Source organism: Rheinheimera sp. (assembly GCF_030690345.1).
In the GTDB taxonomy this organism is placed as follows: Bacteria; Pseudomonadota; Gammaproteobacteria; order Enterobacterales; family Alteromonadaceae; genus Alishewanella.
This window is the reverse complement of record NZ_JAUYGV010000006.1, coordinates 256,179-279,783: the sequence shown is the minus strand read 5'-3', so window position 1 is coordinate 279,783 and position 23,605 is coordinate 256,179. Positions and strand designations below refer to the sequence as shown.

The following is a 23,605-nucleotide window of genomic DNA, read 5'->3' as shown; positions in this document are numbered from 1 at the left end:
CTTGTGAAAATAAGCATAGCAGCGCAAATCAATAAAGCTTTGAAATATAACTAACAAAAATGCGGCATTAGTAGTTAACACTAATACCTGAAGTAGAAAATCACTTGCATATTGTTGCAAGGTTACATAAGATGCGCGCCGTCTTACCAAGCGCATTTACGCGAACGACTCTGCCCGGGTGGTGAAATCGGTAGACACAAGGGATTTAAAATCCCTCGCTCGAAAGGGCGTGCCGGTTCAAGTCCGGCCCCGGGCACCATTTATCCGCTTTATTTCCAGTCGCCGGTTTCTACCTGACACAAAAACTCATTTTTACTATTCCGGGCCTTAGCCGCGTGAATTTGCTGTTCGCTATCCAACAAATTGCTGTCTTGCGGCGCTATCTGCAGTGCCGCGACAATCAGTTCTGTGGCTTTAGCGTGGCAACCAAGCTCAGTTAACAGCACGGCGTAGTTATTCAGATACGACACTTCTTGCTGCGCAAAAGGCAGGCCTTGAGCAAACCATCGGGCTGCAATGACAGGCTGGCTGGAAAAATAATGATTACCCAGTAAAAAGTAGGGTAACCAGTAGTCCGGCCATTGTCTGGTTGCGGCTATCAACGCCGCAACGCCAGCGTCGGATTGCCGGGTGCTGAGTAAATCCTGGCAGGCTTTAGTAAATAAGAAGGGATCAAGCTGCGCACTGGTTTTGTCGCCGGGTAACATGGCTAACAGCCAATGGTTTCCGCGCTGCCAGGTGCGCTCAAAGGTAGCAAAATTAAGCCGGTGCGCTTGTGTGACTCCGGTATGTAAAATCACTTCAGCAGTATCAATGTCATAACCAATTACCACGGCATAATGCCACTGCGGCAACCAGGCAATAGAATTGTTTTGCAGTACAATCACCGGAATATTATCTGCCACCAGGCTTAACAACTGGCTCATGTTGGCGTGCTTTTGCTCATATGCTACCAAGCCAAGTTGCCGCGTAGCGGCTACCATCTCAATTTGCAGCGTACCCTCCAGCCCGGGAATAAAAGTGCCCGGAGCAATATCGAGCGGACTTTTCTCCAGACCATAAAAACCGGCCACTTCAGCCAGGGTAGTCGGGCCACAAAAATATTGCTGTTGAGGATAAAACGGTACCTGTGCAATAACATGCTGGCGGACAATATCAGGCGGTGCGGCCAATAATTGTTTAGTTTGCGGTGGGGTTTGACAAGCTGTCAGGGTAAGTAACAGACCAGCCAACAGGCCGGCCTGCCATAGGAAACGCATAAAAAACTACGAACCGATTGGGCGGATAAAAGGATAAACGTCAGTAATACCCATCAGGTCCAGCAGTGCCACTACCACTAACACAGTTACGATAACACCCACAATACCACCTGCTGGCATATCGTTAAGCTCGTTGTTTAAGGCATCCAACTCTGCCGTAGTCATGGCGGCAATACGTTGCTTCGCATCATCAGGGCTTACACCCAGTTCCATCAGCTTGCTCTGTACTTCTGCAGTGTCGACAAAAGCCAATACCTGTTGTTTGTTGTAATGGTGCTGTTGGTCAGCAATAACTTGCTCTGAACTGTATACCCCTGCTGTTGCCTGGCCCAGACCGAAGATCAACATCATACTCAGGATGCTGGCTGTTATAAGTTTATTCGTCATGGATATATCCTTGAACTAATTGTTTTTCGGGCAAACTTCGTTTGGAGATTTACAACATTGATTATTAAATATGCAGAGTCTCAGAGAGTAGACGATATAGCTGCCCTATGCAACAGAGCAAATGGTACCGACCGGAGCTGGCGCGCCAACATGTCACAGCTTTATTCCGGCGATATCGCGTGCCGGCGGGTTACCAAACATGCGCGCATATTCGCGGCTGAACTGAGACGGGCTTTCGTAACCGACTTTATACGCCGTGCTGGCAGCATCCAGCTGCTGTGAGATCATTAAGCTTCTCGCCTCCACCAGCCGGACTGATTTTTGAAACTGCAACGGGCTCATATTTGTTACAGATTTAAAATGCACATGAAAAGAGGACACACTCATACCGGCAAGGTCCGCCAGCTCCTCTATCTTTACCGCTTGCGCATAATCACGGCGCAGCTTTTGAATGGCGACAGAGACACGTTGGGTCGGTGTGCCTTTTAGCGAAATCTGCGCAATTTCCCGGCCATAATTACTGCGCAGCATGCGGTAGTGCATCTCGCGGATCAGCGCCCTGCTTAACACCGGAATATCGTCGGGTTCTTCCAGTAACGCAAATAAGCGCAGCAGGCTGTCGCCCATTTGCCGATCTACCCGGCCGATAAACAGGCCGCTTTTCGCCGTTTTGTTGGCGACAGCCAGATGTTGCATTTGCAGCAGCAGCTCTGAAAGCAGCCGGACATCAATATTTATCTGAATAACAAAATACGGCCGCTGCTCTGACGCTTCCATCACAGTGCCAAGGATCGGCAAGTCTACTGACGCGATAAGAAATTCCAGTTCGCCATAACTGAGCATATCGGTGCCAAGCAGCACGTTTTTACGGCCTTGCACAATAATACACAAGCAAGGTTCATAAACTGCCGGCATCGTAACCCCGGGGCGGCAGATTTTATAGCAAAGCACATTCGGTATAGCTGTGCTGTTTAAGCCTTCGTTCACTGCAACCTGCTGCACCAGCTGTAACAGTTTTTGCCGCAGCATAGCGTCCTCCATGTCTTTCACCTGCACAAGTTGGATAATCAGGCAATGATACCGTAACTTTGGGTATCCATAACAGCACTTCATACCGTTAGCATAACAGGCATCGGGGCAACCCGTATTTAACCAGCAGTATTTCCTGTTTATCCATAAAGGAGTCTTGTTATGACAACTAATAAAGCCAAAGTAATTCTGATCACCGGCGCCAGCAGTGGCATCGGCGAAACCACTGCTAAAGTGCTGGCAAAAGCCGGGCATACGGTTATTGTTGCCGCCCGTCGCATTGATCGGCTTGAAGCACTTACCCGGATAATTAAGCAAGATGGCGGCATTGCCAAAGCCTATGCGCTGGATGTGACATCACGCGACAATTTCAAAGCGGTGGTTGCTGCGGTAACAGAGGAATTCGGCCCGATTGAGGTACTGGTTAACAACGCCGGTTTAATGCCACTGTCACCGATGGCAGCGCTGAAAGCAGACGAATGGAACCAGATGATCGACGTTAACATTAAAGGTGTGCTAAATGGCATTGAGTCTGTTTTAACATCAATGGAACAGCACGGCGGGCACATTATTAATGTGGCCTCTATCGCTGCCCATAACGTGTTCCCCACCGCTGCGGTGTATTGCGCCACTAAATTTGCGGTGCGCGCCATTTCAAACGGCCTGCGCTTAGAGACGAAAAAGGTGCGGGTTACCACCGTTTCGCCCGGCGTAGTGGAAAGTGAGCTGGCCCACACCACAACAGATAGCGCAACAAAAGCCTGGTTGGAAGATTTTCGTAAAGTGGCACTAAAACCCGAGGCTATTGCTAACGCTATTGCCTATGCGATTGCGCAGCCGGACGATGTTAATGTGGATGAGCTGATAGTACAGCCCACTCAAGCCAGCTATTAGACTGACTAAAACTCCGGCGGCACTACGCCGCCGGTTTTTTTCTTGCAAGCAAACTGCCGTTATAGCGCCAGCGTTAGAATTTGCCGTGCTTTGGCTAATCAATATCAGCATGTTCACCTAAGGCGGTCATGCCGTTGCGCTCGAGATTGGCGATAGACTTGTCTTTTGAACAGCCGCTGATATCAATATTTACATTGCAGACTAACTTAGCGGATCAGGTGCCACTGCGTTTGCCGGCCGGCCAGGTAAATAACCTGCTTGCCATCAAAATAAGCGCTTTGTTCCAGCTTTATTTGTACCAGCTGCTTGCTCCACTCTGGCACCGCCTGCTTAATATTGCCTTCTATGGCATAAGCGGTATTAGCGTGCAACGGCCAATCACCTTGCACCGGGGTGTCGCCCTGGTTATCCCACATGCCAATAGTTGGCCCGGGGGCATGGCCGACAAAACCCAGTGCGTGGGTGTAGGTGCTGTGGTTTATTTTAGCCTGAACAGCCGCCTTGTTTGTAGCGGCAAGAATGGCATTACCGCTGCGGCCGGTTTTAAATTCGCCGGTTAACAAGTCCTGCCAGCGATTACCCGTGGCCAGTGCGGCTTTCAGCCCGGCTGGCGCATCGGTTTCGGCGTTTTTCAGCACGTATGCCATTTCCTGGGTGTCAGTGCACAGCTTAAGGTAACAAATACCGACATCAGTGTGCAGCACATCGCCACGCTGAATAATGCCGCTACCGCCGCAAGACGGACTATCGGCTTCGCAGGCTTGGCCGGCGCGCTGCAGGTTAACGTATGGCATAAACCAGACCGGCAAATCCAGTTTCTCAAAGCGCTCACGGATATACCAGGCTACATCGTCTGTGCTGGTTACGCCGGGCGTTATCACTTTGTTGCTAAAGGCTTCAGCGATTACTGCGCGGGCCAAACTCACCACCTGCGGATACAGCGCTAACTCGGCATCTGTTCGCTGTTCCAGCCAGCGGATCACCAACTTTTCTGCCGGCACCAAACGGTTGTGGTACTCCGCAGGCAGTACCTTCAGCAATTGCTGATGCAGGCCGGAAGTTAAGCCATCGGCTACCGGCCAGTGTTCAGACACATTTATACCCAACCGTTTTGGCGCCCGCTTTACAATCTCATCTGCCAGTGCCTGCCACTGTTGAGCTAAGTCACCACCGGCCCATGCCTGGAGATAAGGCGCCCCCAGCGGATACCGGTTTACTGATAATTTTTCTACGCTGCCATCGGCCTGACGGCTAAACAGCAGCATAGTAGTGCGCCTGGCGGCAAAGGCAGGTTGCGGCACCAGGGTAAAATACACCGGGTCTTCTGCATATTCGCGGTTAATCACCAACCACATATCAAGCTCAGATTCGGCCATCAGTTGTGGCAACAGCTGCTCCAGTCGCTGGTTCAGGATCTGGTTTTCCGGCGCTATGCGCTGGCGCGGCGACAGTACCTGATAGTCGTCTGCTGTTACCAACTGCCGTCCCTGAGCAAAACTTGCAGTGTTCGCCTGGCAGACACCGATTGTAAGCAGTGCTGATACAACTGCTGCAATATGCACGTTCATCTGAATCCCCTGTTTTTGTTGTTTTATCTGTTGTAAGCCAGATAACCGAAAGGCGCAAGTCAACGACAGCGCAAATATGGCGCCAGGTCGGCGAAAACAAGTAAATTTGCCCCCAAATAACTTACTTTCCCGGAATACAAAAGCGGCCAGTAATGGCCGCTTTTAGTAGAACGAGATTACGCGGGCTGTTGTTACAGCGCCAGAGTGAGAATTTGCCGGGCTTTGGCTAAATCAATGTCGCTATGCTCACCCAGCGCAGTCATGCCGTTGCGCTCGAGGTTGGCGATAAGTTTATCGATATCGGCCTCTGCCAGGTTGTAATCCGACAGCCGGGTTTTTACACCCATATGCTCGAAAAAGTCCTGGGTGGCTTTAATGGTTTTGTCGATAACCTCATCTTCAGTGCCACTGCTGATATTAAATACGCGCTGGCCAAACTGCAGCAACTTTTTGCGCTTTTGCTCACGCTGCACGTACATTAAAGTTGGTAATACGATGGCCAGCGTTTGCGCGTGATCCAAGCCAAACAATGCCGTTAGCTCGTGGCCAATCATATGCGTGGCCCAGTCTTGCGGCACGCCTTTACCAATTAAACCATTTAACGCCATGGTAGCAGACCACATTACATTGGCGCGCACGTCGTAATCTTCCGGCGTGGCCAGCGCTTTTGGCCCTTCACTGATAAGCGTTTGCAAGATACCTTCGGCAAAGCGGTCCTGCAGTGGCGCATTTACCGGGTAGGTCAGGTACTGCTCTATGACATGCACAAAGGCATCTACCACGCCATTGCCGACTTGCTTTAGCGGCAACGAGAAAGTGTACACCGGGTCGAGCACGGCAAATACCGGTTGCACCAGATCAGAGCCAAAGGCGCGCTTTTGTGCCGTGGCTTTGTTGGTAACGACTGAATTACCGTTACTCTCTGAGCCGGTGGCCGGCAGGGTTAACACAGCACCAATAGGTAACGCGCTGGTAAAAGCAGCGCCTTTGGCCAGAATATGCCACGGCTCGCCGTCAAAATGCGCTGCTGCCGCAACAAACTTGGCGCCGTCAATTACACTGCCGCCGCCAACCGCCAGAATAAAGTTAAGCTGTTCCGCCCGCACCAACTCTACCGCCTGCATCAGGGTTTCGAGTGTCGGGTTGGGTTCAACACCACCAAACTCGTGATAACTAACGCCATCCAGCAGCGTTACCACATCGTCGTACACACCGTTACGTTTAATTGAGCCACCACCGTATAACAGCAACACCTTGGCATCTTTGGCTAAACGGCTTTTCGCTTCTTTAATCTGGCCTTTGCCAAATAAGATTTCGGTTTGATTTTTAAAATTAAAATTCAACATAGCTACTCCGGTATTCGCTTTAGGCAATTAACGCTGTTGTTGCAGTTGCGCTAGCACAGCTTGCGCCAACGCTTTATCTGAAAACGGGTTTTGCCCGGTGATCAGCTCGCGGTCCACCACTACATTGGGTGTCCAGGCTTCGCTGTATTGCATAGCACCACCGGCTTGTTGCATGGCTTTACCCGGGTAATATTGCAACTTATCGCCGTTTAATGAGCCTTCAAATACGGTTTCTTCGGCGTCTGAAAAAATCGTCATCTTGTAGCCGGCATAAATCCAGTTATTGGCCGTAGCCTCGCTTTGATGTATCAACGCCTGCTGAAAAGCTTGCGGATTTTGCTGCGCTGATAACAGCGCTATCGGGCCATGACAAATGGCTGCGGTAGGTTTAGCTTCAGCATTAAAATGCGTCAGAATAGTGCCCACCTGAGGATTGTTGGCCAGATCGATCAAGGGCGCATGGCCACCCGGGATAAATACCGCTTCATATTGCGCCAAACCACCGTCGATTACCTCTTTTAATGACAGCGTATCGTCAATACCAGGGATAGCTGCAACGACCTGGCTGATACGTTGCATTTCAGCTACATCACCGGCGAAATACTGCACCGTTACCGACTTTGCATCTACCACCGGCGCGTTACCCTTTGGCGTGGCTAATACCAGCTCGTAGCCGGCCTTAATAAAAGCATCGGCCGGTACGCCAAATTCATTCAGGTAGTAGCCGGTAGACAGGGTTTTGCCATCCTGCAGTTGCATTTGACTTTCGCTGGATAACAACACCAAAATCTGGCCTTTGCTGTCGGCCGCGACAACCGTTTGACTAAAAGTGCCCAGCAGGGCCACTGCTAACAGAGTTTGCTTAATCATCAATTTTTCCTCATCAGGGGTAGGGCTAAGCTGACGCTCAGCGCTGGATAACGGTGGCCAGCTTAGGCCGTTTCGCTTGTAGTTAGAACTCAGCTCTTTTACTATCAGCCATCACATTTCTGATGGCTTGGGGCTTTATGTCGTATTTTGTGCAGTTACGTACCTTTGTGGAAGTGTATCGCTGCGGCACTATTACCAAAGCCGCCGCTAACTTAGGCTTGTCGCAACCGGCGGCGACGGCACATATTCAAAGCATAGAATCACTGGTGGGTTTTGCTTTATTTGAACGCAAAGCGCGCGGCGTAGAAGCCACACCGGCGGCACACGATTTAGCGCTGCAGGTGTCCGCTCATCTGGATGCGGTAGAGCAAAAACTGGCCTCGGTGCGTAACCGCAGCAATGCTGTATACGGCACCTTAAATATTGCCGGCCCGGCGGAATATATCAGCCATATTGCCGGAGCGCAGTTTGCGAACTTACTGCAAGCCGGTGAGGTAAATCTGGTAGTGCATATCGGCAATAAAGAGCGTATTTACCAGCTGTTAGCCGACGGCACCGCAGAGCTGGCTATTACTGCTTCAACTCCGGATCCGGCAGTCTATGACTACCAGATTATTGATAGCGAACGACTGATGCTGGTGGCCAACCGCTTTACCGGTGCACATTTGTCGCAGCAAGCCGTTAGTGCAGAGCGGCTGCGGCTGTATCCGGTGGTCAGTTATGACCAAACCCTGCCACTGATCCGGCATTACTTTAATACCGTGTTTAATGAAAGTTGTCAGTCGCCGATCGCTGCCATTTGCCCCGACATTCGTGCCATTGCCGGCATAGTGAAGGCCGGTATCGGTTACAGTGTGCTACCGGATTACTTATGCCGCGATGCCATAGCCGCCGGCGAGCTGGTGCACATTGGCGAGCCCGGGCCGGAAAACTTTATTTATTTAGTTTGGCGCAAGGGCGCACTGAAACACCCCAGAGTCAGCTACGCCAAAGACATACTGATGGCCTTTGCCAATTTAAATAAATATGCCGCCGGCTAACCGCTTTGCCAACGAAAACCACGCAAATTGCGATACACTTAGCAGCAAGTATTTGTTAAGGAGTCGCTATGCCACGTTATTCTGCTGAATTTATTAAAGAGATGCCCAAGTCTGATTTACACCTGCATCTGGATGGCAGCCTGCGCCTTAGCAGCTTAATTGAGATGGCCAAACGCACCGGTACCAAGCTGCCGGCAGACACAGTGGATGGCTTAAAGCAGCTGGTGTTTAAAGACAAATACAACAACCTGGGTGAATACCTGCATTGTTTTCAATACACCTGTGCGGTGTTGCGCGATATGGAAAACCTGCAACGTGCCGCTTATGAGCTGGCAATAGATAACCAGCTGGAAGGCGTTAACTATATTGAAGTGCGTTTTGCGCCGCAGCTGTTAATTGACCTGCCCAACGGTATCGATTTTGATCGTGTTATGCATGCGGTTAATAACGGTTTAAAGCAGGCGATGAGTGAGTATAACCGCAGCGAAGTGGTGATGAGCGGCCAGAAACCGCCATTTGCCTATGGCATTATTAACTGCGCCATGCGCATGTTTGGCGACAAGGGCTTTTCGCCCTACTACACCAACCTGTTTCAGCTGATGCGCGACTTTGCCCCGATAGACGTAATTAAACTGGCGGCGATGGAACTGGTGCGTGCCAGTGTGCGGCTGCGCGACGAAGAAGGCATACCGATAGTAGGGCTGGATTTAGCCGGCCAGGAATCCGGTTATCCGGCCGGTAAGTTTAAAGAAGTGTACGAATATGCCCACCAGCACTTTTTGCTGAAAACCCTGCATGCCGGTGAAGCCTATGGCGCCGAAAGCGTGTTTGAAGCCATTACCGAATGCTATGCCGACCGTATTGGCCATGGCTATTCGATGTTTATCCCTGAAATGATTTCGCACCCTGACATCATCGACAAAGCCGCCTATATCCGTAACCTGGCTTCCTATATTGCCGACAAACGCATAGCGGTAGAGGTGTGCTTAACCAGTAACCTGCAAACCAACCCGGCCATTACTGACATCAGCCAGCACAAGTTTAAAGATATGCTGGATAATCGTATTGCTACGGTAATTTGCACCGACAACCGGCTGGTATCGAATACCACGGTAAGCAAGGAATACCAACTGGCGCTGGATAACTTTGATATTCCGCTGAAGCGGTTAAAAGATATTGTCGCCTACGGTTTTAAGAAAAGCTTTTTCCCCGGCACTTACGTGGAGAAACGCGAATATGCCAAGCACTGCCTGGAGTATTTTGACCGCGTAGCAAAACGTTATGGTTTTATCTGATTAAAATCAAACAGATAAGCCTGGTGTCGCAAAACACCTACACAATAAGCCATTGAAAATTATCATTATTTTATTTATAACAGATTAACTGTCGCCAAACAGCGACAGTTAATCGCCCCCCTTGCACCTCACGCCGCACAACAAACAATTAAACCGTTGATTAATAACGTTAATAATACAATTATAAAAGTTGGCACAGGCCTTGTATATGTTATAGCAAGCGACGCTACAGGAGAATGTCGCAAGCGCAACCAGATACACCGCAAGCTGCCTTTGCCACATTCTCCTCTGAACCGTCTTAACGCAGCAAAATGAAGTAAAGGCTGCACCCTACGGAGGTTGTTATGGACTTATTCTTACTTGGTACAGTGTTATTTTTACTGGCTAATGTTGCTGTAGTAGTTCGCATGCTGGGCCGTGTTAACCTGAACAATGACAGTGTACTGGCATGGGAACAGGCTCAAATCGCAGCAACCCAACCGGCCTATGTGCAACCGCGTCCGGTTAGCCAGTATCAACCGGACTATATGGCTAAAGCGGCCTAAGCTGTTTTAGCTAACGATCCCATGAGTTCAGCGGATCCCGCTGAATTTTTGTAAGGCCGGAACCCCACCGGCCTTTTTTTTTTGCCGCAAAAATAGGGTATGCTTAGCAGCCCTGCGGCTAAGACAGAACATTATGCGCTTTTCGATTCAAACGGCTTCGTTACGCCAACTGGTATTGCTGAGCTTCTTTCTTGCCTTAATTCCGGTAGCGGTATTAATGTGGCAAAGCCATAAAGCTTTAAGCGGCGTGAGCCGCAATGCGGTGGTTGAAGCGGAGGCTTCTGTTGCCAGCGTACGCCGCGCCGAAAATATGCAAAACCTGGTGGTGGATATTGAGCGTGCGGTGCGCCAGCATGCAGTGGTAAAAACCGATGCGCTGGCACGGGTGGCCCGCAGCCACCTAGACAGCTACGGCACCTTGCTACAACAAGTGTGCGACAACATTGGCCAGCCACAGTTGTGCCAACAGCAACAATACCAGCTCAACCTGCTACTGGATAACTTTGCCAGCCTCAGCGGCGCGCAACTGGAGCCGGTGGTACAGCAGTTTCGCCAGCAACAGCAACAACTGACGCAACAAATCTGGTTATTGCTGGAGCAAAACCTGCAGCAGCAACAACGCTTTGTGGTGGAAAGCCAACAGCAACTGGCGTGGCAAACGGTAGCCCTGGTGCTACTGACACTGCTGCTGGTGTTGTGGGCATCGGGCCGCATTACCGCGCCGGTGCGCAAGCTGGATAAGATGATCCGCGCTATTGGCCAGCAGCATCAGTTCCCCGATGAAAAGCTCACCGGCCCGCGCGAGCTGACCGAATTGGGCGAACAATTACGCTGGCTCAGCTCACGGTTACAACAGTTGGAAGCGCTGCGGCTGATTTTACTGCGCCATGCCTCACACGAATTAAAAACCCCGCTGTCCAGCATCCGCGAAGGCTGCTCTTTACTGAGTGAACAGCTGGTTGGCCCGTTAAATAAACAGCAATTGGAAGTGGTGGGCCTGCTCAACGGCAGTGCCGACCGCTTAAGTGTGCTGACCGAACAACTGCTGGATTACAACCGCCTGCTGCAACAAGCCAAGCCAGAGCCCGACTGGCACTCACCACAGCAACTGTTCAGCGACTGCTTTAACGACCATGCGTTATCACTGCAACAGCGCGGTCAAAGCATAGAACTCAGTTGTCAGCTCAGTGCAATTTATACCGATGCCACCTTGTTCCGGCGTATACTGGATAACCTGATCAACAATGCGCAGGCCTATGGCGGCCAGGACAGCCCGGTATGGGTAAAACTGTACCAGCAGGAGCACCAACTTGTACTGGATGTCGCCAATAACGGCAACCCGATCCCCACCGCAATGCGGGAGAAATTGTTTGAGCCGTTTCAACGCGGCACTACAGCGCGCTTTGATGCGGTGCAAGGCTCCGGCTTAGGCTTATCTATAGTGGCAGACTGCGCCAGGCTATTGGGCGGCCATGCCGACATTGTTGATGTAATTTATGCCGACGTCTGTATTCGGGTGCGGCTACCCTTGTTAGAGGAAAAAAGCGGATGAAAACCGGACTCATTATTAGCTTGCTGTTGCTGCTGAACGGCTGTCAGTTGCTGCCACCTGCGCCGCCGGCTGAAACACCGGCAGAGCCGGTTACCTCACTGGAGCCGCCGCCGGTAACCTTACCGGTACCGGAACCGGTTAGCGCGCCGCTGGCGATTGCCGACGATGCCGCCACCCTGCAAGCCTGGGTAAACTACCGCGGCGCTATGTTAGGCCGGATGAACGAAGAGCGCGACGTGTTGCTGGCCGATACTGAACAAGACGAGATATGGGCACTGAAACGCACTATATTGCAACTGCACCCCGACACACCCTATTTAACCCGGCTGCGGGTACAAATGCAATCGGCTGAGCAATTAGCACAACTGCCGGCACCGTTAGCCGCATTACTAAGCTGGGATCTGGCGTTTAACCAAAAGCTGCTGGAAGCGGAGTCGGCGGTAAGCGCGCTGACACGGCTGAATGCCCAGCAACATGACAACCTGGAACGCTTGCAAAAGACCAACCGGGAGTTACAGAAGAAGATAGACGCGCTGACACAAATTGAAGCCCAGCTTAATCAACCGGTACAGGTACCAGAGCCGGAGGACAACAATGGCCAGCCCTAAACCACGCTTACTGCTGGTTGATGACGACCCCAGCTTACTGCGGCTGTTAACACTGCGCCTCGAAGGTGAAGGTTATCAGGTGATCAGCGCCGACTCTGCCGAAGCCGCCTTGCCGCTATTAAGCAAACACAGCGTCGATGTGGTGTTGAGCGACCTGCGTATGCCGGGGCTGGACGGCATGAGCCTGTTTGACGAGATAGCCAAGCGTTACCCCGGCTTACCGGTAGTGCTGATGACAGCGCATGGCTCTATTCCCGAGGCGGTGGCAGCGACTCAGCGCGGCGTATTCGGCTTTTTAACCAAGCCGCTGAATACCAACGAACTGCGCGATATTCTGCAAAATGCGGTGCATCAATCCGTACCGGAGCAAGCCGGCTGGCGCGCTGAGATTATTACCCGCTCGCGCCTGATGGAAGAGGTGCTGGAGCAAAGCTATCGCGTGGCACAGCGTGATGTCAGTGTATTGATCACCGGCGCCAGCGGTACCGGTAAAGAACTGTTGGCCAAAGCTATTCATAACGCCAGCCCGCGCTCCGGCAAACCCTTTGTCGCAATAAACTGCGGCGCCCTGCCGGAGCATTTGCTGGAATCAGAATTATTTGGCCATACCAAAGGCGCCTTTACCGGGGCAGTAACCGAACATGGCGGCCTGTTTCGCGAGGCCGACGGCGGCACGCTGTTTTTAGATGAAATCGGCGATATGCCGGTATCGTTGCAGGTTAAATTGCTGCGCGCCTTACAAGAGCGGCAAATCCGCCCGGTGGGCAGTGCCAAAACCCTGCCGATCAATGTACGGGTGTTATCAGCCACGCACCGCGACTTGCAACAAGCCATGGCCGACGGCAGCTTTCGCGAAGATTTATACTACCGGTTAAATGTGGTTAACCTGCAGTTGCCCACCCTGGAGCAACGGCCGGAAGATATCCCTTTGCTGGCACGCCATGTATTGCAGCAAAGCGTTGAGCGCCACCAGGTAGATGTTACGCGTTTTTCCGATGATGCCATGCAGTTGCTGGCTACCGCCAAGTGGCCCGGCAATGTGCGCCAACTGGTAAACGTGGTAGAGCAATGTGTCGCACTGACACACAGCCCGGTAATAGGCGCTGCCCAGGTAGAGCAAGCCCTGTCACAAGACAGCAGCTACTGGCCCAGCCTGACCGAAGCGCGTGATCAGTTTGAGCGCCAATACCTTATACGGGTACTGCAAATGACCGAAGGCAATGTTACCCGCGCCGCCGAGCTGGCCGGACGCAACCGTACCGACTTTTATAAATTACTGAAAAAGCATGAGCTCAGCGCCGCCCAGGTAGCTGAGCAAGGCGATGAAACTGAGTAAGCCATTTTATGACGATAACCACACCACCCGATGCCCATCTTATTGATGACGAGCACAACCCCGAGCTGATAAAAGCAAAAATTGTCAGTGAAACCGCACGGATTAACTGGCTGGAATTGCAAAAATTTTATGCCGCCGGCTCAGTGATCAGTGTAGAGCCTGCACTGGATCTGGTTGAAGCTGCTTTTGCCTTTAGCTGTGATGATAAAGCCCGCGTTGCCGACTGGCTGGCCGCTGGCATGCTGGGCCGCACTACAGAGCAGCAGGCGCAGCTATGGTTTGATAATAAAACCGAGCTGTGGGCAGTGGTGATTTCGCCTTGGGTGCTGGTGCAGCATAAACCGCTGCCTAACGAGCTGAACTAAAGCTCTGCTACACTGAAGCTAACCTATTGTACTAAAAGGCAAACAGACTATGGCAGATCTGTATAAAAAGAGCAGCAGCTCCCGTGTTACCTTGTCGCAGCTGATGCTGCCGTCACATTCTAACTTCAGCGGCAAAATTCACGGCGGCTATTTATTATCGCTGATGGATCAAATTGCCTTTGCCAGCGGCTCTAAGTTCAGCGGCAAATATTGTGTTACCGCCTCGGTAGACCGCGTTGATTTTCTTAACCCGATTGAAGTAGGTGAACTGGTAACACTGAAAGCCTCAGTGATCTTTGTCGGCAACAGCTCGATGGTGGTGGGTATTCGGGTGGAAGCGCAAAATATTCAAACCGGCAAAGTAAAGCATTGTAATTCATCGTATTTTACGATGATTGCCAAAGATGAACTGGGCAATAATGCCAGGGTGCCACGGTTGATTTTAACCAGCAAAGAAGAAGTGCTGCGCTTTGTTAAAACCACCCAACGGCTAAAACTACGCCACAGCTACGCCGAATTATGCGCCGATTTTGACGGCGATATGCAGCAAGCCATAACGCAGATAAGCCGCGATTATCAGGTGCAGGTGCAGCTGGCTTAGCGCTGTATCAGGCTATTTCAACTGCGCAGCTAACCAGCGCTGCAGGCCCTGCGCAAGTTGTGGCGTCATCTCGCCTAAAATACCTTTCGCCTGAGCTGGCAAATATGCTGCCGGGTCACCGTTTTCGGCAAACAGGTAGTGCTGCAGCATATATTGCCAGGCCTGGCGTTGGCCGTCCGGTAGATGTTTGAATGCCAGGATCGCATGCAGCAGCATTGGAAACGGCAACGCACTGGCGACATAGACATTACTCCACCAGTAATTTACCAGCACATTAAACGCCGACAGCGACTGTACATGGTGCCACCAGGGTGTCGGAATATAGATAGCATCGCCAGGGTATAGCTCTACCGATAGTGCGGCAGCGTAGGCTTTGGGGTAATTGGGGTGGGCAGTTAAATCTGGCTGCAACATATTTACCATACTCACCGGCTGGCCGGCCGGGGTTAAGTCAAGCGGGCCAATATATAAATTGGCCAGCTGCTGCGGTGGAAACAAGGTAAAACGGCGTTTGCCGGCTACGACCACGGCGATATTGCTGGCTTCATCAAAGTGCGCCGGCACTGTAATGCCGTTGCCCAGCCAGATAAACGATTTAGTATCAGCACTCAGCAACGGGTTATCCAGCGCCAGTCCGGCAAAGTTATCCCGCACCGGCACGCATTGCAGGCAATAGCGATCTCCGTCGGGTTTTGCCTGCAACATCCGTTCTATCGCTGCCGTCATACGCGTCTGGCTACCGCTGAAATTCATGCCGGTTAAGCTGTCATTGTAAAACAAGCGACCATTCAGGTGGGCCGGCAACTGCAACAATGCCTGAGGCTTATCCAGGCTGTGCTGTTGTAAATAGCGGCCGGCATCAGCATCTGACTGCTGTGCCGCCTGCACCAGTGGCCAGTGGCCGGCAAAACCGCGCAGCACTGCCGGCTGATAAATATCGGTTATTTCAGCAGCGAAATTGGCGGCCGTGACACCGCTGACTTCGCGCGGTGACGGCAGCGCGGCCAAATCCAGTGTCATACTCAGTAACCTGCTGCCTGGCCGTCTTTACGTGATTCCGATGCGCCCACCCAAACACCGTTGGCATGGTCGCGCATAATGGCCTGGTAACCACCATAACCGCCCAAACCATAGCGTACATCGTGGCCTTTTTTCATCAGTTCACGCACAGTTTCATAAGGCACACCGCGCTCTACTTCAATGTAACCACCGTTTTGCAGGTACATCTCACTGCCGTCGGTGGGTTCGGTGCTGCCCAGGTGCTGCCAGCGCGCGGCGTCGCCGGCTTCCTGCAGGTTCATGCCGTAATCGGCCATATTGATCAAAATTTGCACATGGCCCTGTGGCTGCATAGCGCCGCCCATTACACCAAAGCTCACCAGCGGCTTGTCGTCTTTAGTAATAAAAGCCGGAATAATAGTATTAAACGGCCGTTTGCCGGGTTCGTACACATTGGCGTGTTGCTTATCCATCGAAAACAGCTGGCCGCGATCCTGAAACACAAAACCCAACCCGGGCACCACCACACCTGAACCCATACCACGGTAGTTGCTTTGAATTAATGACACCATATTGCCGTCTTTGTCGGCAGTGGTCATATAGATAGTATCGCCTTCGTACAGATTAGGATTGCCGGCATCAACGCGTTTTGCGGCCTTATCGGTAATGAGTTTGGCGCGCTCACGGCCGTATTCTGCCGAGATCAAACCGCGGATCGGTGCTTTATTGAAATCCTGGTCAGCATAAAACTTGGCTCTGTCTTCAAAGGCCAGTTTTTTTGCTTCCACCAACAGGTGCAGGCTTTGCGGTGTATTAAAACCGCTGGCTTTTAAATCAAAGTTCTTCAGGATCTGCAGCATTTGCAGCGCCGCTATGCCCTGGCCATTCGGTGGCAGCTCCCACAAGGTATAGCCTTTGTAATCGACCCCTACCGGTTCAACCCAGCTGGAGCGGTGATTGGCAAAATCGGCAAAGCGCAAATAGCCACCGTTGGCGCGCATAAAGCGGTCGATTTCTACCGCGATATCGCCTTTGTAAAAGGCATCACGGCCCTTGCTGGCCAGCTGTTTCAGCGTATTGGCCAGCGCCGGGTTTTTAAACATTTCGCCCTTGGCCGGCGCTTTGCCATTCAGGGTAAAGGTACCGGCAAAATCGCCCGGTTGCGGACTTAACACCGGCACACTGCGGTCCCAGTAATAAGCAATTAATTCGCTGACCGGAAAGCCGGCTTCAGCATAACCAATAGCCGGTTGCAAAATATCAGCCATCGGTAAACTGCCGAATTTCTGGTGCAGCTCAAACCAGCCGTCAACGGCGCCGGGCACGCTAATCGGTAACATGCCGTGCGGCGGCAGATCGGTGCGGCCAAGCTTTTGCAGCTCATGCGCCAGCATATCGTAACTTAAACTCAGTGGTGAGCGGCCCGAGGCATTTAAGCCATGCAGCTTTTGTGTTTTGGCATCCCACACTATGGCGTATAGGTCGCCGCCGATGCCGTTGCCGGTGGGTTCCATCAAGCCCAGCGCGGCATTGGCAGCAATGGCTGCATCAATGGCATTGCCGCCACGGCGCATAATATCCAGCGCAATTTGGGTTGCCAACGGCTGGCTGGTGGCCGCCATTACATTAGGCGCTATAACTTCAGAGCGGCTGGCAAAATCCGCACCGGTAATACGGTCATAGCCGTGCGCCACTGTGGTCATTACCAAACTTAAGCCGGTAACAACACCGATAAACAGGCTTTTCATAGCAGACTCCGTTATTTTTGTTATCTTGACCATACTCAGCCACGACGTACCATACCAGAGCTTTACGACCAGTGAAACGCTGCCTGCGATGTTTACGTATTCAGCAAGTGCTGATTAAGCTGTTGTTTTTGTTCAGCCGTAATGGCTACGGCCTTATTACCGGCATAATCAAACTGTACCATTACCGCGGTACCCGACACGGTTTTCACACCGGCTTGCCAGACCTCCTGATACACATCAAATGAGCTGCCGCCAATACGGCTGATATAGGTGCGTATTTCTACCGCTGTGCCGTAGTGCGTTTGGGCGTGATAATCCAGTTTTACACTGGCAACAATCAGCGGCCACTGCTTTAAATTAAGCTGCGGGGTAAAAATTTCGAAAACGCCTTGCCTGGCGCCTTCAAACCACACCGCAAACACGGTATTGTTGATATGCCCGAGCGCATCCGTGTCAGAAAAACGCGGAGAGAAAATGTCTTGCCACATAACAAGGTTACCTGATGACTGATTTTATTGAGGTGTACGATAATGCGTTAAGCAGCGAGTTTTGCCAACAGCTGATTAATGCCTTTGATGCCAGCCCGCATACCACCGCCGGCCGCACAGGTTCTGGCGTAGATACCAGTAAAAAAATCAGTACTGACTTGTATTTGTATCAGCACCCGGAGTACCAGCCGTTTTTAAAGGTTATTTGGGAAGCCACTACGCGCTATGCGTGTGAATACTTTAAAAAGTACCACTTTGCGCTGATTGGCCCGCTGGGTTTAACCATCGCCCACCCGCAAACCGGCCAACCTGTTGCTATTACGCACGATAACTTTGCCGAGTTGGGCGAGCCGAAAACCATGGACTTTATCCGCGCCTTATTTCGCCTGGGTAATATTCAGGCGCAAAAGTACCAGGCCGGTTTAGGTAATTACGGTTATTGGCACAGCGAAGTGTATCCACAACAGGGCAGTACCGAGCCGCTGCACCGTACCTTGTTGTTTATGTTCTATTTAAATGATGTAGCCGAGGGAGGCCAAACAGAGTTTTATTACCAGAACAGAAGTATTTCGCCCAAAGCCGGCAGTATGGTAATAGCACCGGCTTACTTTACTCACACCCATCGCGGTTGTATCCCGGTATCGAACGATAAATACATTTTAACCAGCTGGATCTTGTTTAACACTGCCGAGCAAATTTACGGCCCGCCGCAGCGTTGAGCATTAAAAAAGCCCTTACGGGCTTTTTTAATGCAACCGGCTTAGAAGTCTAACCGGTAACCTACCGATAAGGTGCGTGGTTTACCCGGCTGGATACCACCGTTAGCCCGGTTAGCGATATAGGTTTTATCCAGCAAGTTATCAACATTAACATACAGCTGCTGATTAGGGGTCAGGTTGTACTTAGCTGACAAATCCAGCACGGTGCGGCTGTCAATGGCATCTAAGCCGGCATCATCCAGGCTGGCATGTGACGATGAGACATAGCTGAGCCGGGCCAACACAGAGTAACGTTCTGCCACCATACCGGTTTCGAGGCTGGCCTGATGCTGCGGCACATACGGCATCTTATCGCCATTTTCGACAGAGCCGAAAATATCACTGTCAAAATCAGACTGAAATTCGCTATCCGTAAAGGTATAGCTCAGTTTTATCGGTATCAGGTAATGCTGGTGCTGATACTGATGATAACTGCTGAATTCCACCCCATTAACCAGCACTTCACCAAAATTATACTGATCACCGATGTTGTCCGGATTACAGCCGGTGCTGGCCCGACAGTTGCCGTGCATATTGTCGTAGTGCGAGCTGAACAGCACCACTTCCGCCCGGCGGCTGCCTTGCTGATAGCGCAGGCCCAGCTCGGCGTTCAGACTTTCTTCTTCTTCCTGTTCGGCGTTAGCCGGTGCCGCCGGAGAGAACCCCTTCTGTACACCAGCCAACAGCACCATAGTGTTATTCAGGCGGTACGTCATACCAACCGACGGCAACAGCATAGAACCGCTGGCTTTACGCACAGTGGCAGCACCGTTACGATCCGGTGCACGGTTCCAGTTTGACGTTTCGGTGTCGATATCTTCATAGCGCAGGCCGCCACTGAGGACCAGCTTATCGATAGTCCACTCGTCATGTACATATAACGCTAAAGCGTCCGCAGATGCCGTACGGTTATCCTGGGTACCCGGCACACCGGCGCTGGTTAGCGTCATGCTCAGGTCCTGCTGTAACAGGTAAATATCATCCCACTGAAAACGGTCTTCTTCATCCTGGTGCAAACGACCACCAAAGGTCAGCTGATGCTTAGCCAGCGGCAGCGTAAATTCGGATTGAATCCCGCTGGATTCATAATTACGGTTGTTTGCCCGAATGCTGACATTTATGCCTTCCGCTGTGGGGCTAGCTTCAAACGCAGAATAGGCCTGCAAATTAGCTAACCCCACCTGATTGGCTTTATACCAGTTGCGGCTGAAATCATTTAAGTAGGCAGTGGTGCTGAATTGAGCACCATTGGCCAGGTCGTACTGATAATTTAACTGGTAGCCTTTATGCTCGGTGTTCATTACATCGTTTTGCGAGGCGGCATAACGCCGGTAAGGTGTCGCCTGATAATCGGCGTCAGTTAAGCCGGCATAAGTTTCATCTGAAGTTTCATCAGCATAACTTAACTTTAATTGTAACTTGTGTGCATCATTAGCGCCAAAACGGCCGGCAAACTTGGCCAGCAGATCAGTTTTTTCAAAGCCGGTGTCGGCACCATTGGACAAGTCTTTAAAGCCGTCGGCACCGTAGTGGTAACCTTCGATCACGGCGCCTAAGTTATCGCGCTCGCCGCCAACAAAACCATGCAGCTTACGAAAACCATCTTCACCCAGCGCGCCGTCAATCCGGCCGGCCAATGCTGCCTGCGGAATGCTGCGTGATACCAGGTTTACTACGCCGCCGGTGCTGCGTGGGCCGTATTTTACCGAAGACGAACCTTTAATAATCTCTACCGCTTCCAGCCGGCCCGTAGTAGGAAAATAATAGGCTGCAGGTGCCACATAGGGCGCAGGCGCGATCAGCACACCATCTTCCATTACGGTAATTTTGTCGTTACGGCCGGTGCCGGTGCCACGCATACCAATATTCGGTCGCAGGCCATAACCGTCTTCTTCCTGCACATAAACGCCCGGCGTAGTGGCCAGTACCCGTGATATATCGGTATAGCTGAACTGTTCCAATTCCTGTTGTGAAATATAGCTGGCTGAGCCAGGCACAGTAGCGGCTGCCTGCTGAGAACCTAAAATGGTAACGCGCTCAATAGTGCTTAGCTCTGCTTCTGCTGCCACAGTGCATGCCGATACCACTGCCACTGAAAGCAGACTCAGGGATAATTTGGCCATACAAACTCCATTTTTTAACAAAATGCTCAAAGTAGCGCAATTAGAACATAGTAAAAAATACGAATCAATCGTATTCATATCTTGTTTCTATAGGGGATACAGAGCATTTCTGTGCTGAATATTTGCGTTAATTATTTGAGAACCCGCAATGGCACCAGCCAGCTGCTAACTGCAGATTTTATTGGTAATGCATATATTGATTGATCTTACCAATGATAATAATTATCATTCGCCACACTATTTACAATAATTTACGTTCCAGCCCGGCATCCCTGCCTGAATAACACTGTTAAAGGAGTTAAAAATGTTGTTTCGCCCCACCACCCTGGCGTGCGCCATGGCCGCTGTTTTTGCGCTACCTTCAGCCAACGCTAACCTTGCTGCCGCTGCGCCGGATTACAATATGGAAGTTATCGTGGTTACCGCTTCGGGCTTCGAGCAAAAACTGGTGGATGCGCCAGCCAGTATTTCGGTTATTACACAGGAAGAGTTGGCGAAACGGCCTTACACCACCTTATTGGATGCGGTACGCGATTTGGAAGGTGTGGATATAGGTGAAACCCGTGATAAAACCGGCCAGGGCAGCATTAGTATGCGCGGTATGGGGTCAGACTACACACTTATACTGGTGGACGGTAAGCGGCAAAATAACCATGGCGATATTTACCCGAATAACTTTGGCGGCAACCAGTTTGGCCATATACCACCGCTGGACGCGGTAGACCGCATTGAAGTGATCCGCGGCCCGGCATCTACCTTATACGGCGCAGATGCTTTGGGCGGCGTTATCAATATTATTACCAAAAAAGTTACCGATAAATGGATGGGCTCTGTCAGCCACAGCCGCACCGTGCAAACCGATGACGCCTTTGGTGAAGATATTACCACTGACTTTAACGTAATGGGTCCGCTGATCCCGGGTGTGTTGGGTATGTCACTGCGCGGCAGTTTTTACAACCGTATGGCATCAACGCCGCAGTATGCGCCTATTGAATATCCTAATGGCGAAGTACGTAACCGCCCACTGGGTTTTGGTAGCGGCGGTAAAACCGTCGACAACGACAATGAAGTGTTCGGCGGTCGCTTAAGCTGGACTCCGGCCAGCAACCAAAGCATCTGGTTTGATATTGAAACTTCAACGCAGCAGTACGACAACACCCCGGTGATTAACGACGATGGTTCCAGACAATATCCGGTGGGTACCGTAGATAATATCGACAGCGTTTGGGCTGCCGCTAATTTTTGTAAAGGTGCCGCAGGCCGAAACGAGCAAGCCTGTATTGATGCCGGTGGAGAATGGGCACGCCGTGCTAACCCACGTATCGGTTACAGCCCAACCCAAGAGTTCAGCCGTGATACCTGGTCAATAACGCACGAAGGTAAATGGGATTTTGGTAACAGCTTTGTGTCGTTATCTTATGTTGATACACAAAACCATGGCCGTACCCTGCCCTTTACTACAGCAGAGCGTGAGTTGTTGCTGGCGATGTTTGATGGCACCGGTGTTTATGCTGATATCAGTGAAGAAGAGCGTAAAGACTTAGCTGAAGCCACCTTCTTACCGCGGGCAAAGCGGGTTATGGCCAGCAATCAGTATACGCTGGATGCTAAACTGGATATGCCGTTTGAGCTGGCAGGCCAACATATTGCGGTGGTAGGTGCTCAGGTGATCCGCGGTGAGCTGGAAGACGGTGTCTTTGGCATGGAAAGCGGTACACCTGGTGCTGTACAAGAACACAATATGTGGTCGGTATTTGCTGAAGATACCTGGGATGCTACGCAAGATTTCTCTGTTACCGCCGGCTTGCGCCGTGATGATCATGAAGTGTTCGGCAGCCAACTCAGTCCGCGGCTGTATGGTGTATACACCCTAAACGAAAGCTGGACTATTAAAGGTGGCGTCAGTACCGGTTACAAAACACCGAAAACCACCCAACTGTACAACGGTGTAATTGGTTTTGGTGGTCAGGGTACCTCGCCAATGTTCGGCAACCCGGACTTGGAAGCAGAAACCAGCATATCAAGCGAGATTGCCGCCTACTGGCAACACCAGAACGGCCATAACTTCAATGCCACCATCTTTAAGAACGATTTTGACGATAAAATCGCTTCGCAGCCTTGTGGCACCGGCACCAACATTGAATGTGCGCCAACCGGTGAATATGCTGATCTTGGCTATGCCACCAGTAGCAAAACCGTCAACATTGATAAAGTGACCATTCAGGGCGCAGAGCTGGCCGGACGCTGGCAAGCCACCGATAGCCTGGCAGTGCGCGCTAACTACACCTATACCGACAGCGAGCAAAAAAGCGGTGCCAACAAAGGCCGGCCACTGGGCAGCAGTGCCAAACATATGGCCAACCTGACCTTAAGCTGGGACGCAACTGATGCGCTGAACGTCTTCCTGACTTCAGAATACCGCACCAAGCGCTACCGTTCATGGGATGTCGAGAACGATAAAGCGTTATATTACAAAGCCTACAACGTGTTCCATTTAGGTGCCTCTTACCAAGCCAGCGAGTCGGTAACCTTTAATGCGCGGATAAACAACCTGTTGGACCGTGATTTTACTACCTACAACATCGCCTTTACCGAATGTAGCGAAACAGCCGACAGCTGTGTGCGCGATGATAATGGTGAAAACGGTTACTCCGCCAGCTTTGTTGATGACTACAACAATAAAGATAAAGCGCGTAACTTCTGGGTTGGTGTAAACGTAAGATTCTAACTGTGCGTTAAAACAAAAGCCGCGTTTATCGCGGCTTTTTACTGTCAGCTTTACCAGATTGTCGGC

Annotated in this window: 21 protein-coding genes and 1 tRNA gene; 12 read left to right on the top strand and 10 right to left on the bottom strand. The window is 51.3% G+C overall.

From position 1 onward, the window contains the following. The first annotated feature begins 172 nt into the window (after window positions 1-172). A tRNA-Leu gene (locus Q8O77_RS05850) sits at window positions 173-259 on the top strand. 10 nt (window positions 260-269) lie between these two features. Here the strand turns inward: Q8O77_RS05850 and Q8O77_RS05845 are convergent. The 3 genes from Q8O77_RS05845 to Q8O77_RS05835 form a co-directional block, all read right to left on the bottom strand. Next, window positions 270-1,259 (bottom strand): PA2778 family cysteine peptidase, encoded by a 990-nt coding sequence (locus Q8O77_RS05845; protein WP_305551914.1) that lies wholly within the window; start codon window positions 1,257-1,259, stop codon window positions 270-272. A gap of 6 nt (window positions 1,260-1,265) precedes the next feature. Continuing rightward, window positions 1,266-1,646, bottom strand: coding sequence for a PA2779 family protein (locus tag Q8O77_RS05840; protein WP_305551913.1), 381 nt, complete (start codon window positions 1,644-1,646; stop codon window positions 1,266-1,268). 153 nt (window positions 1,647-1,799) lie between these two features. Continuing rightward, entirely contained in the window at window positions 1,800-2,687 is an 888-nt protein-coding gene (locus Q8O77_RS05835) for an AraC family transcriptional regulator (protein WP_305551912.1), read from the bottom strand. A 150-nt stretch (window positions 2,688-2,837) separates the two neighbouring features. Between Q8O77_RS05835 and Q8O77_RS05830 the strand changes: the two genes are divergently transcribed. After that, entirely contained in the window at window positions 2,838-3,569 is a 732-nt protein-coding gene (locus Q8O77_RS05830; RefSeq protein ID WP_305551911.1) for an SDR family oxidoreductase, read from the top strand. 206 nt (window positions 3,570-3,775) lie between these two features. Here Q8O77_RS05830 and Q8O77_RS05825 read toward each other — a convergent pair whose 3' ends face one another. From Q8O77_RS05825 to Q8O77_RS05815, 3 genes are all read right to left on the bottom strand, one after another. Continuing rightward, window positions 3,776-5,137 carry a M24 family metallopeptidase gene (locus Q8O77_RS05825; RefSeq protein WP_305551910.1) on the bottom strand — a complete coding sequence of 454 codons (1,362 nt, stop codon included), beginning with the start codon at window positions 5,135-5,137 and terminating at the stop codon, window positions 3,776-3,778. Window positions 5,138-5,328: 191 nt separating this feature from the next. After that, the gene (locus Q8O77_RS05820) at window positions 5,329-6,483 is read right to left on the bottom strand and encodes an iron-containing alcohol dehydrogenase (protein ID WP_305551909.1); all 1,155 of its coding nucleotides are present in this window, start codon (window positions 6,481-6,483) and stop codon (window positions 5,329-5,331) included. A gap of 27 nt (window positions 6,484-6,510) precedes the next feature. Beyond that, window positions 6,511-7,353, bottom strand: coding sequence for a type 1 glutamine amidotransferase domain-containing protein (locus Q8O77_RS05815; protein ID WP_305551908.1), 843 nt, complete (start codon window positions 7,351-7,353; stop codon window positions 6,511-6,513). 137 nt (window positions 7,354-7,490) lie between these two features. Here Q8O77_RS05815 and Q8O77_RS05810 point away from each other — a divergent pair, with 137 nt between their 5' ends. The 8 genes from Q8O77_RS05810 (at window position 7,491) to Q8O77_RS05775 (ending at window position 14,695) form a co-directional block, all read left to right on the top strand. Continuing rightward, window positions 7,491-8,393, top strand: coding sequence for a LysR family transcriptional regulator (locus Q8O77_RS05810; protein ID WP_305551907.1), 903 nt, complete (start codon window positions 7,491-7,493; stop codon window positions 8,391-8,393). Window positions 8,394-8,461: 68 nt separating this feature from the next. Continuing rightward, window positions 8,462-9,688: an adenosine deaminase family protein gene (locus tag Q8O77_RS05805; protein ID WP_305551906.1), complete on the top strand. Its 1,227-nt coding sequence runs from the start codon at window positions 8,462-8,464 to the stop codon at window positions 9,686-9,688. 344 nt (window positions 9,689-10,032) lie between these two features. Then, a complete protein-coding gene (locus Q8O77_RS05800; protein ID WP_305551905.1) occupies window positions 10,033-10,233 on the top strand; it encodes a hypothetical protein in 201 nt (66 codons plus the stop codon). A gap of 133 nt (window positions 10,234-10,366) precedes the next feature. After that, window positions 10,367-11,785 carry a HAMP domain-containing sensor histidine kinase gene (locus Q8O77_RS05795; RefSeq protein ID WP_305551904.1) on the top strand — a complete coding sequence of 473 codons (1,419 nt, stop codon included), beginning with the start codon at window positions 10,367-10,369 and terminating at the stop codon, window positions 11,783-11,785. Next, window positions 11,782-12,393 carry a hypothetical protein gene (locus Q8O77_RS05790; RefSeq protein WP_305551903.1) on the top strand — a complete coding sequence of 204 codons (612 nt, stop codon included), beginning with the start codon at window positions 11,782-11,784 and terminating at the stop codon, window positions 12,391-12,393. Before Q8O77_RS05795 ends, Q8O77_RS05790 begins: the two co-directional genes overlap by 4 nt. Further along, the gene (locus Q8O77_RS05785) at window positions 12,380-13,729 is read left to right on the top strand and encodes a sigma 54-interacting transcriptional regulator (RefSeq protein WP_305551902.1); all 1,350 of its coding nucleotides are present in this window, start codon (window positions 12,380-12,382) and stop codon (window positions 13,727-13,729) included. Before Q8O77_RS05790 ends, Q8O77_RS05785 begins: the two co-directional genes overlap by 14 nt. Window positions 13,730-13,737: 8 nt before the next feature. Then, the gene (locus tag Q8O77_RS05780; protein WP_305551901.1) at window positions 13,738-14,094 is read left to right on the top strand and encodes a DUF2288 domain-containing protein; all 357 of its coding nucleotides are present in this window, start codon (window positions 13,738-13,740) and stop codon (window positions 14,092-14,094) included. 49 nt (window positions 14,095-14,143) lie between these two features. Next, window positions 14,144-14,695: an acyl-CoA thioesterase gene (locus Q8O77_RS05775; protein WP_305551900.1), complete on the top strand. Its 552-nt coding sequence runs from the start codon at window positions 14,144-14,146 to the stop codon at window positions 14,693-14,695. 12 nt (window positions 14,696-14,707) lie between these two features. Here the strand turns inward: Q8O77_RS05775 and Q8O77_RS05770 are convergent, their stop codons facing one another. The 3 genes from Q8O77_RS05770 to Q8O77_RS05760 all read right to left on the bottom strand — a co-directional run bounded on the left by Q8O77_RS05770 (window position 14,708) and on the right by Q8O77_RS05760 (window position 17,930). Further along, window positions 14,708-15,715, bottom strand: coding sequence for a cupin-like domain-containing protein (locus Q8O77_RS05770; RefSeq protein WP_305551899.1), 1,008 nt, complete (start codon window positions 15,713-15,715; stop codon window positions 14,708-14,710). A 2-nt stretch (window positions 15,716-15,717) separates the two neighbouring features. After that, complete coding sequence (gene ggt / locus Q8O77_RS05765) at window positions 15,718-17,442, bottom strand: gamma-glutamyltransferase (protein ID WP_305551898.1); 1,725 nt, start codon at window positions 17,440-17,442, stop codon at window positions 15,718-15,720. A 92-nt stretch (window positions 17,443-17,534) separates the two neighbouring features. Then, on the bottom strand, window positions 17,535-17,930 hold the full coding sequence (locus Q8O77_RS05760) for a thioesterase family protein (protein WP_305551897.1): 396 nt from the start codon (window positions 17,928-17,930) through the stop codon (window positions 17,535-17,537). Window positions 17,931-17,944: 14 nt separating this feature from the next. Between Q8O77_RS05760 and Q8O77_RS05755 the strand changes: the two genes are divergently transcribed. Next, the gene (locus Q8O77_RS05755; protein ID WP_305551896.1) at window positions 17,945-18,649 is read left to right on the top strand and encodes a 2OG-Fe(II) oxygenase; all 705 of its coding nucleotides are present in this window, start codon (window positions 17,945-17,947) and stop codon (window positions 18,647-18,649) included. Window positions 18,650-18,690: 41 nt separating this feature from the next. Here Q8O77_RS05755 and Q8O77_RS05750 read toward each other — a convergent pair whose 3' ends face one another. Continuing rightward, window positions 18,691-20,811, bottom strand: a complete 2,121-nt coding sequence (locus tag Q8O77_RS05750) for a TonB-dependent receptor domain-containing protein (protein ID WP_305551895.1) — start codon at window positions 20,809-20,811, stop codon at window positions 18,691-18,693. 304 nt (window positions 20,812-21,115) lie between these two features. Between Q8O77_RS05750 and Q8O77_RS05745 the strand changes: the two genes are divergently transcribed. Further along, window positions 21,116-23,539, top strand: coding sequence for a TonB-dependent receptor domain-containing protein (locus Q8O77_RS05745; protein ID WP_305551894.1), 2,424 nt, complete (start codon window positions 21,116-21,118; stop codon window positions 23,537-23,539). Window positions 23,540-23,605: the final 66 nt, after the last annotated feature.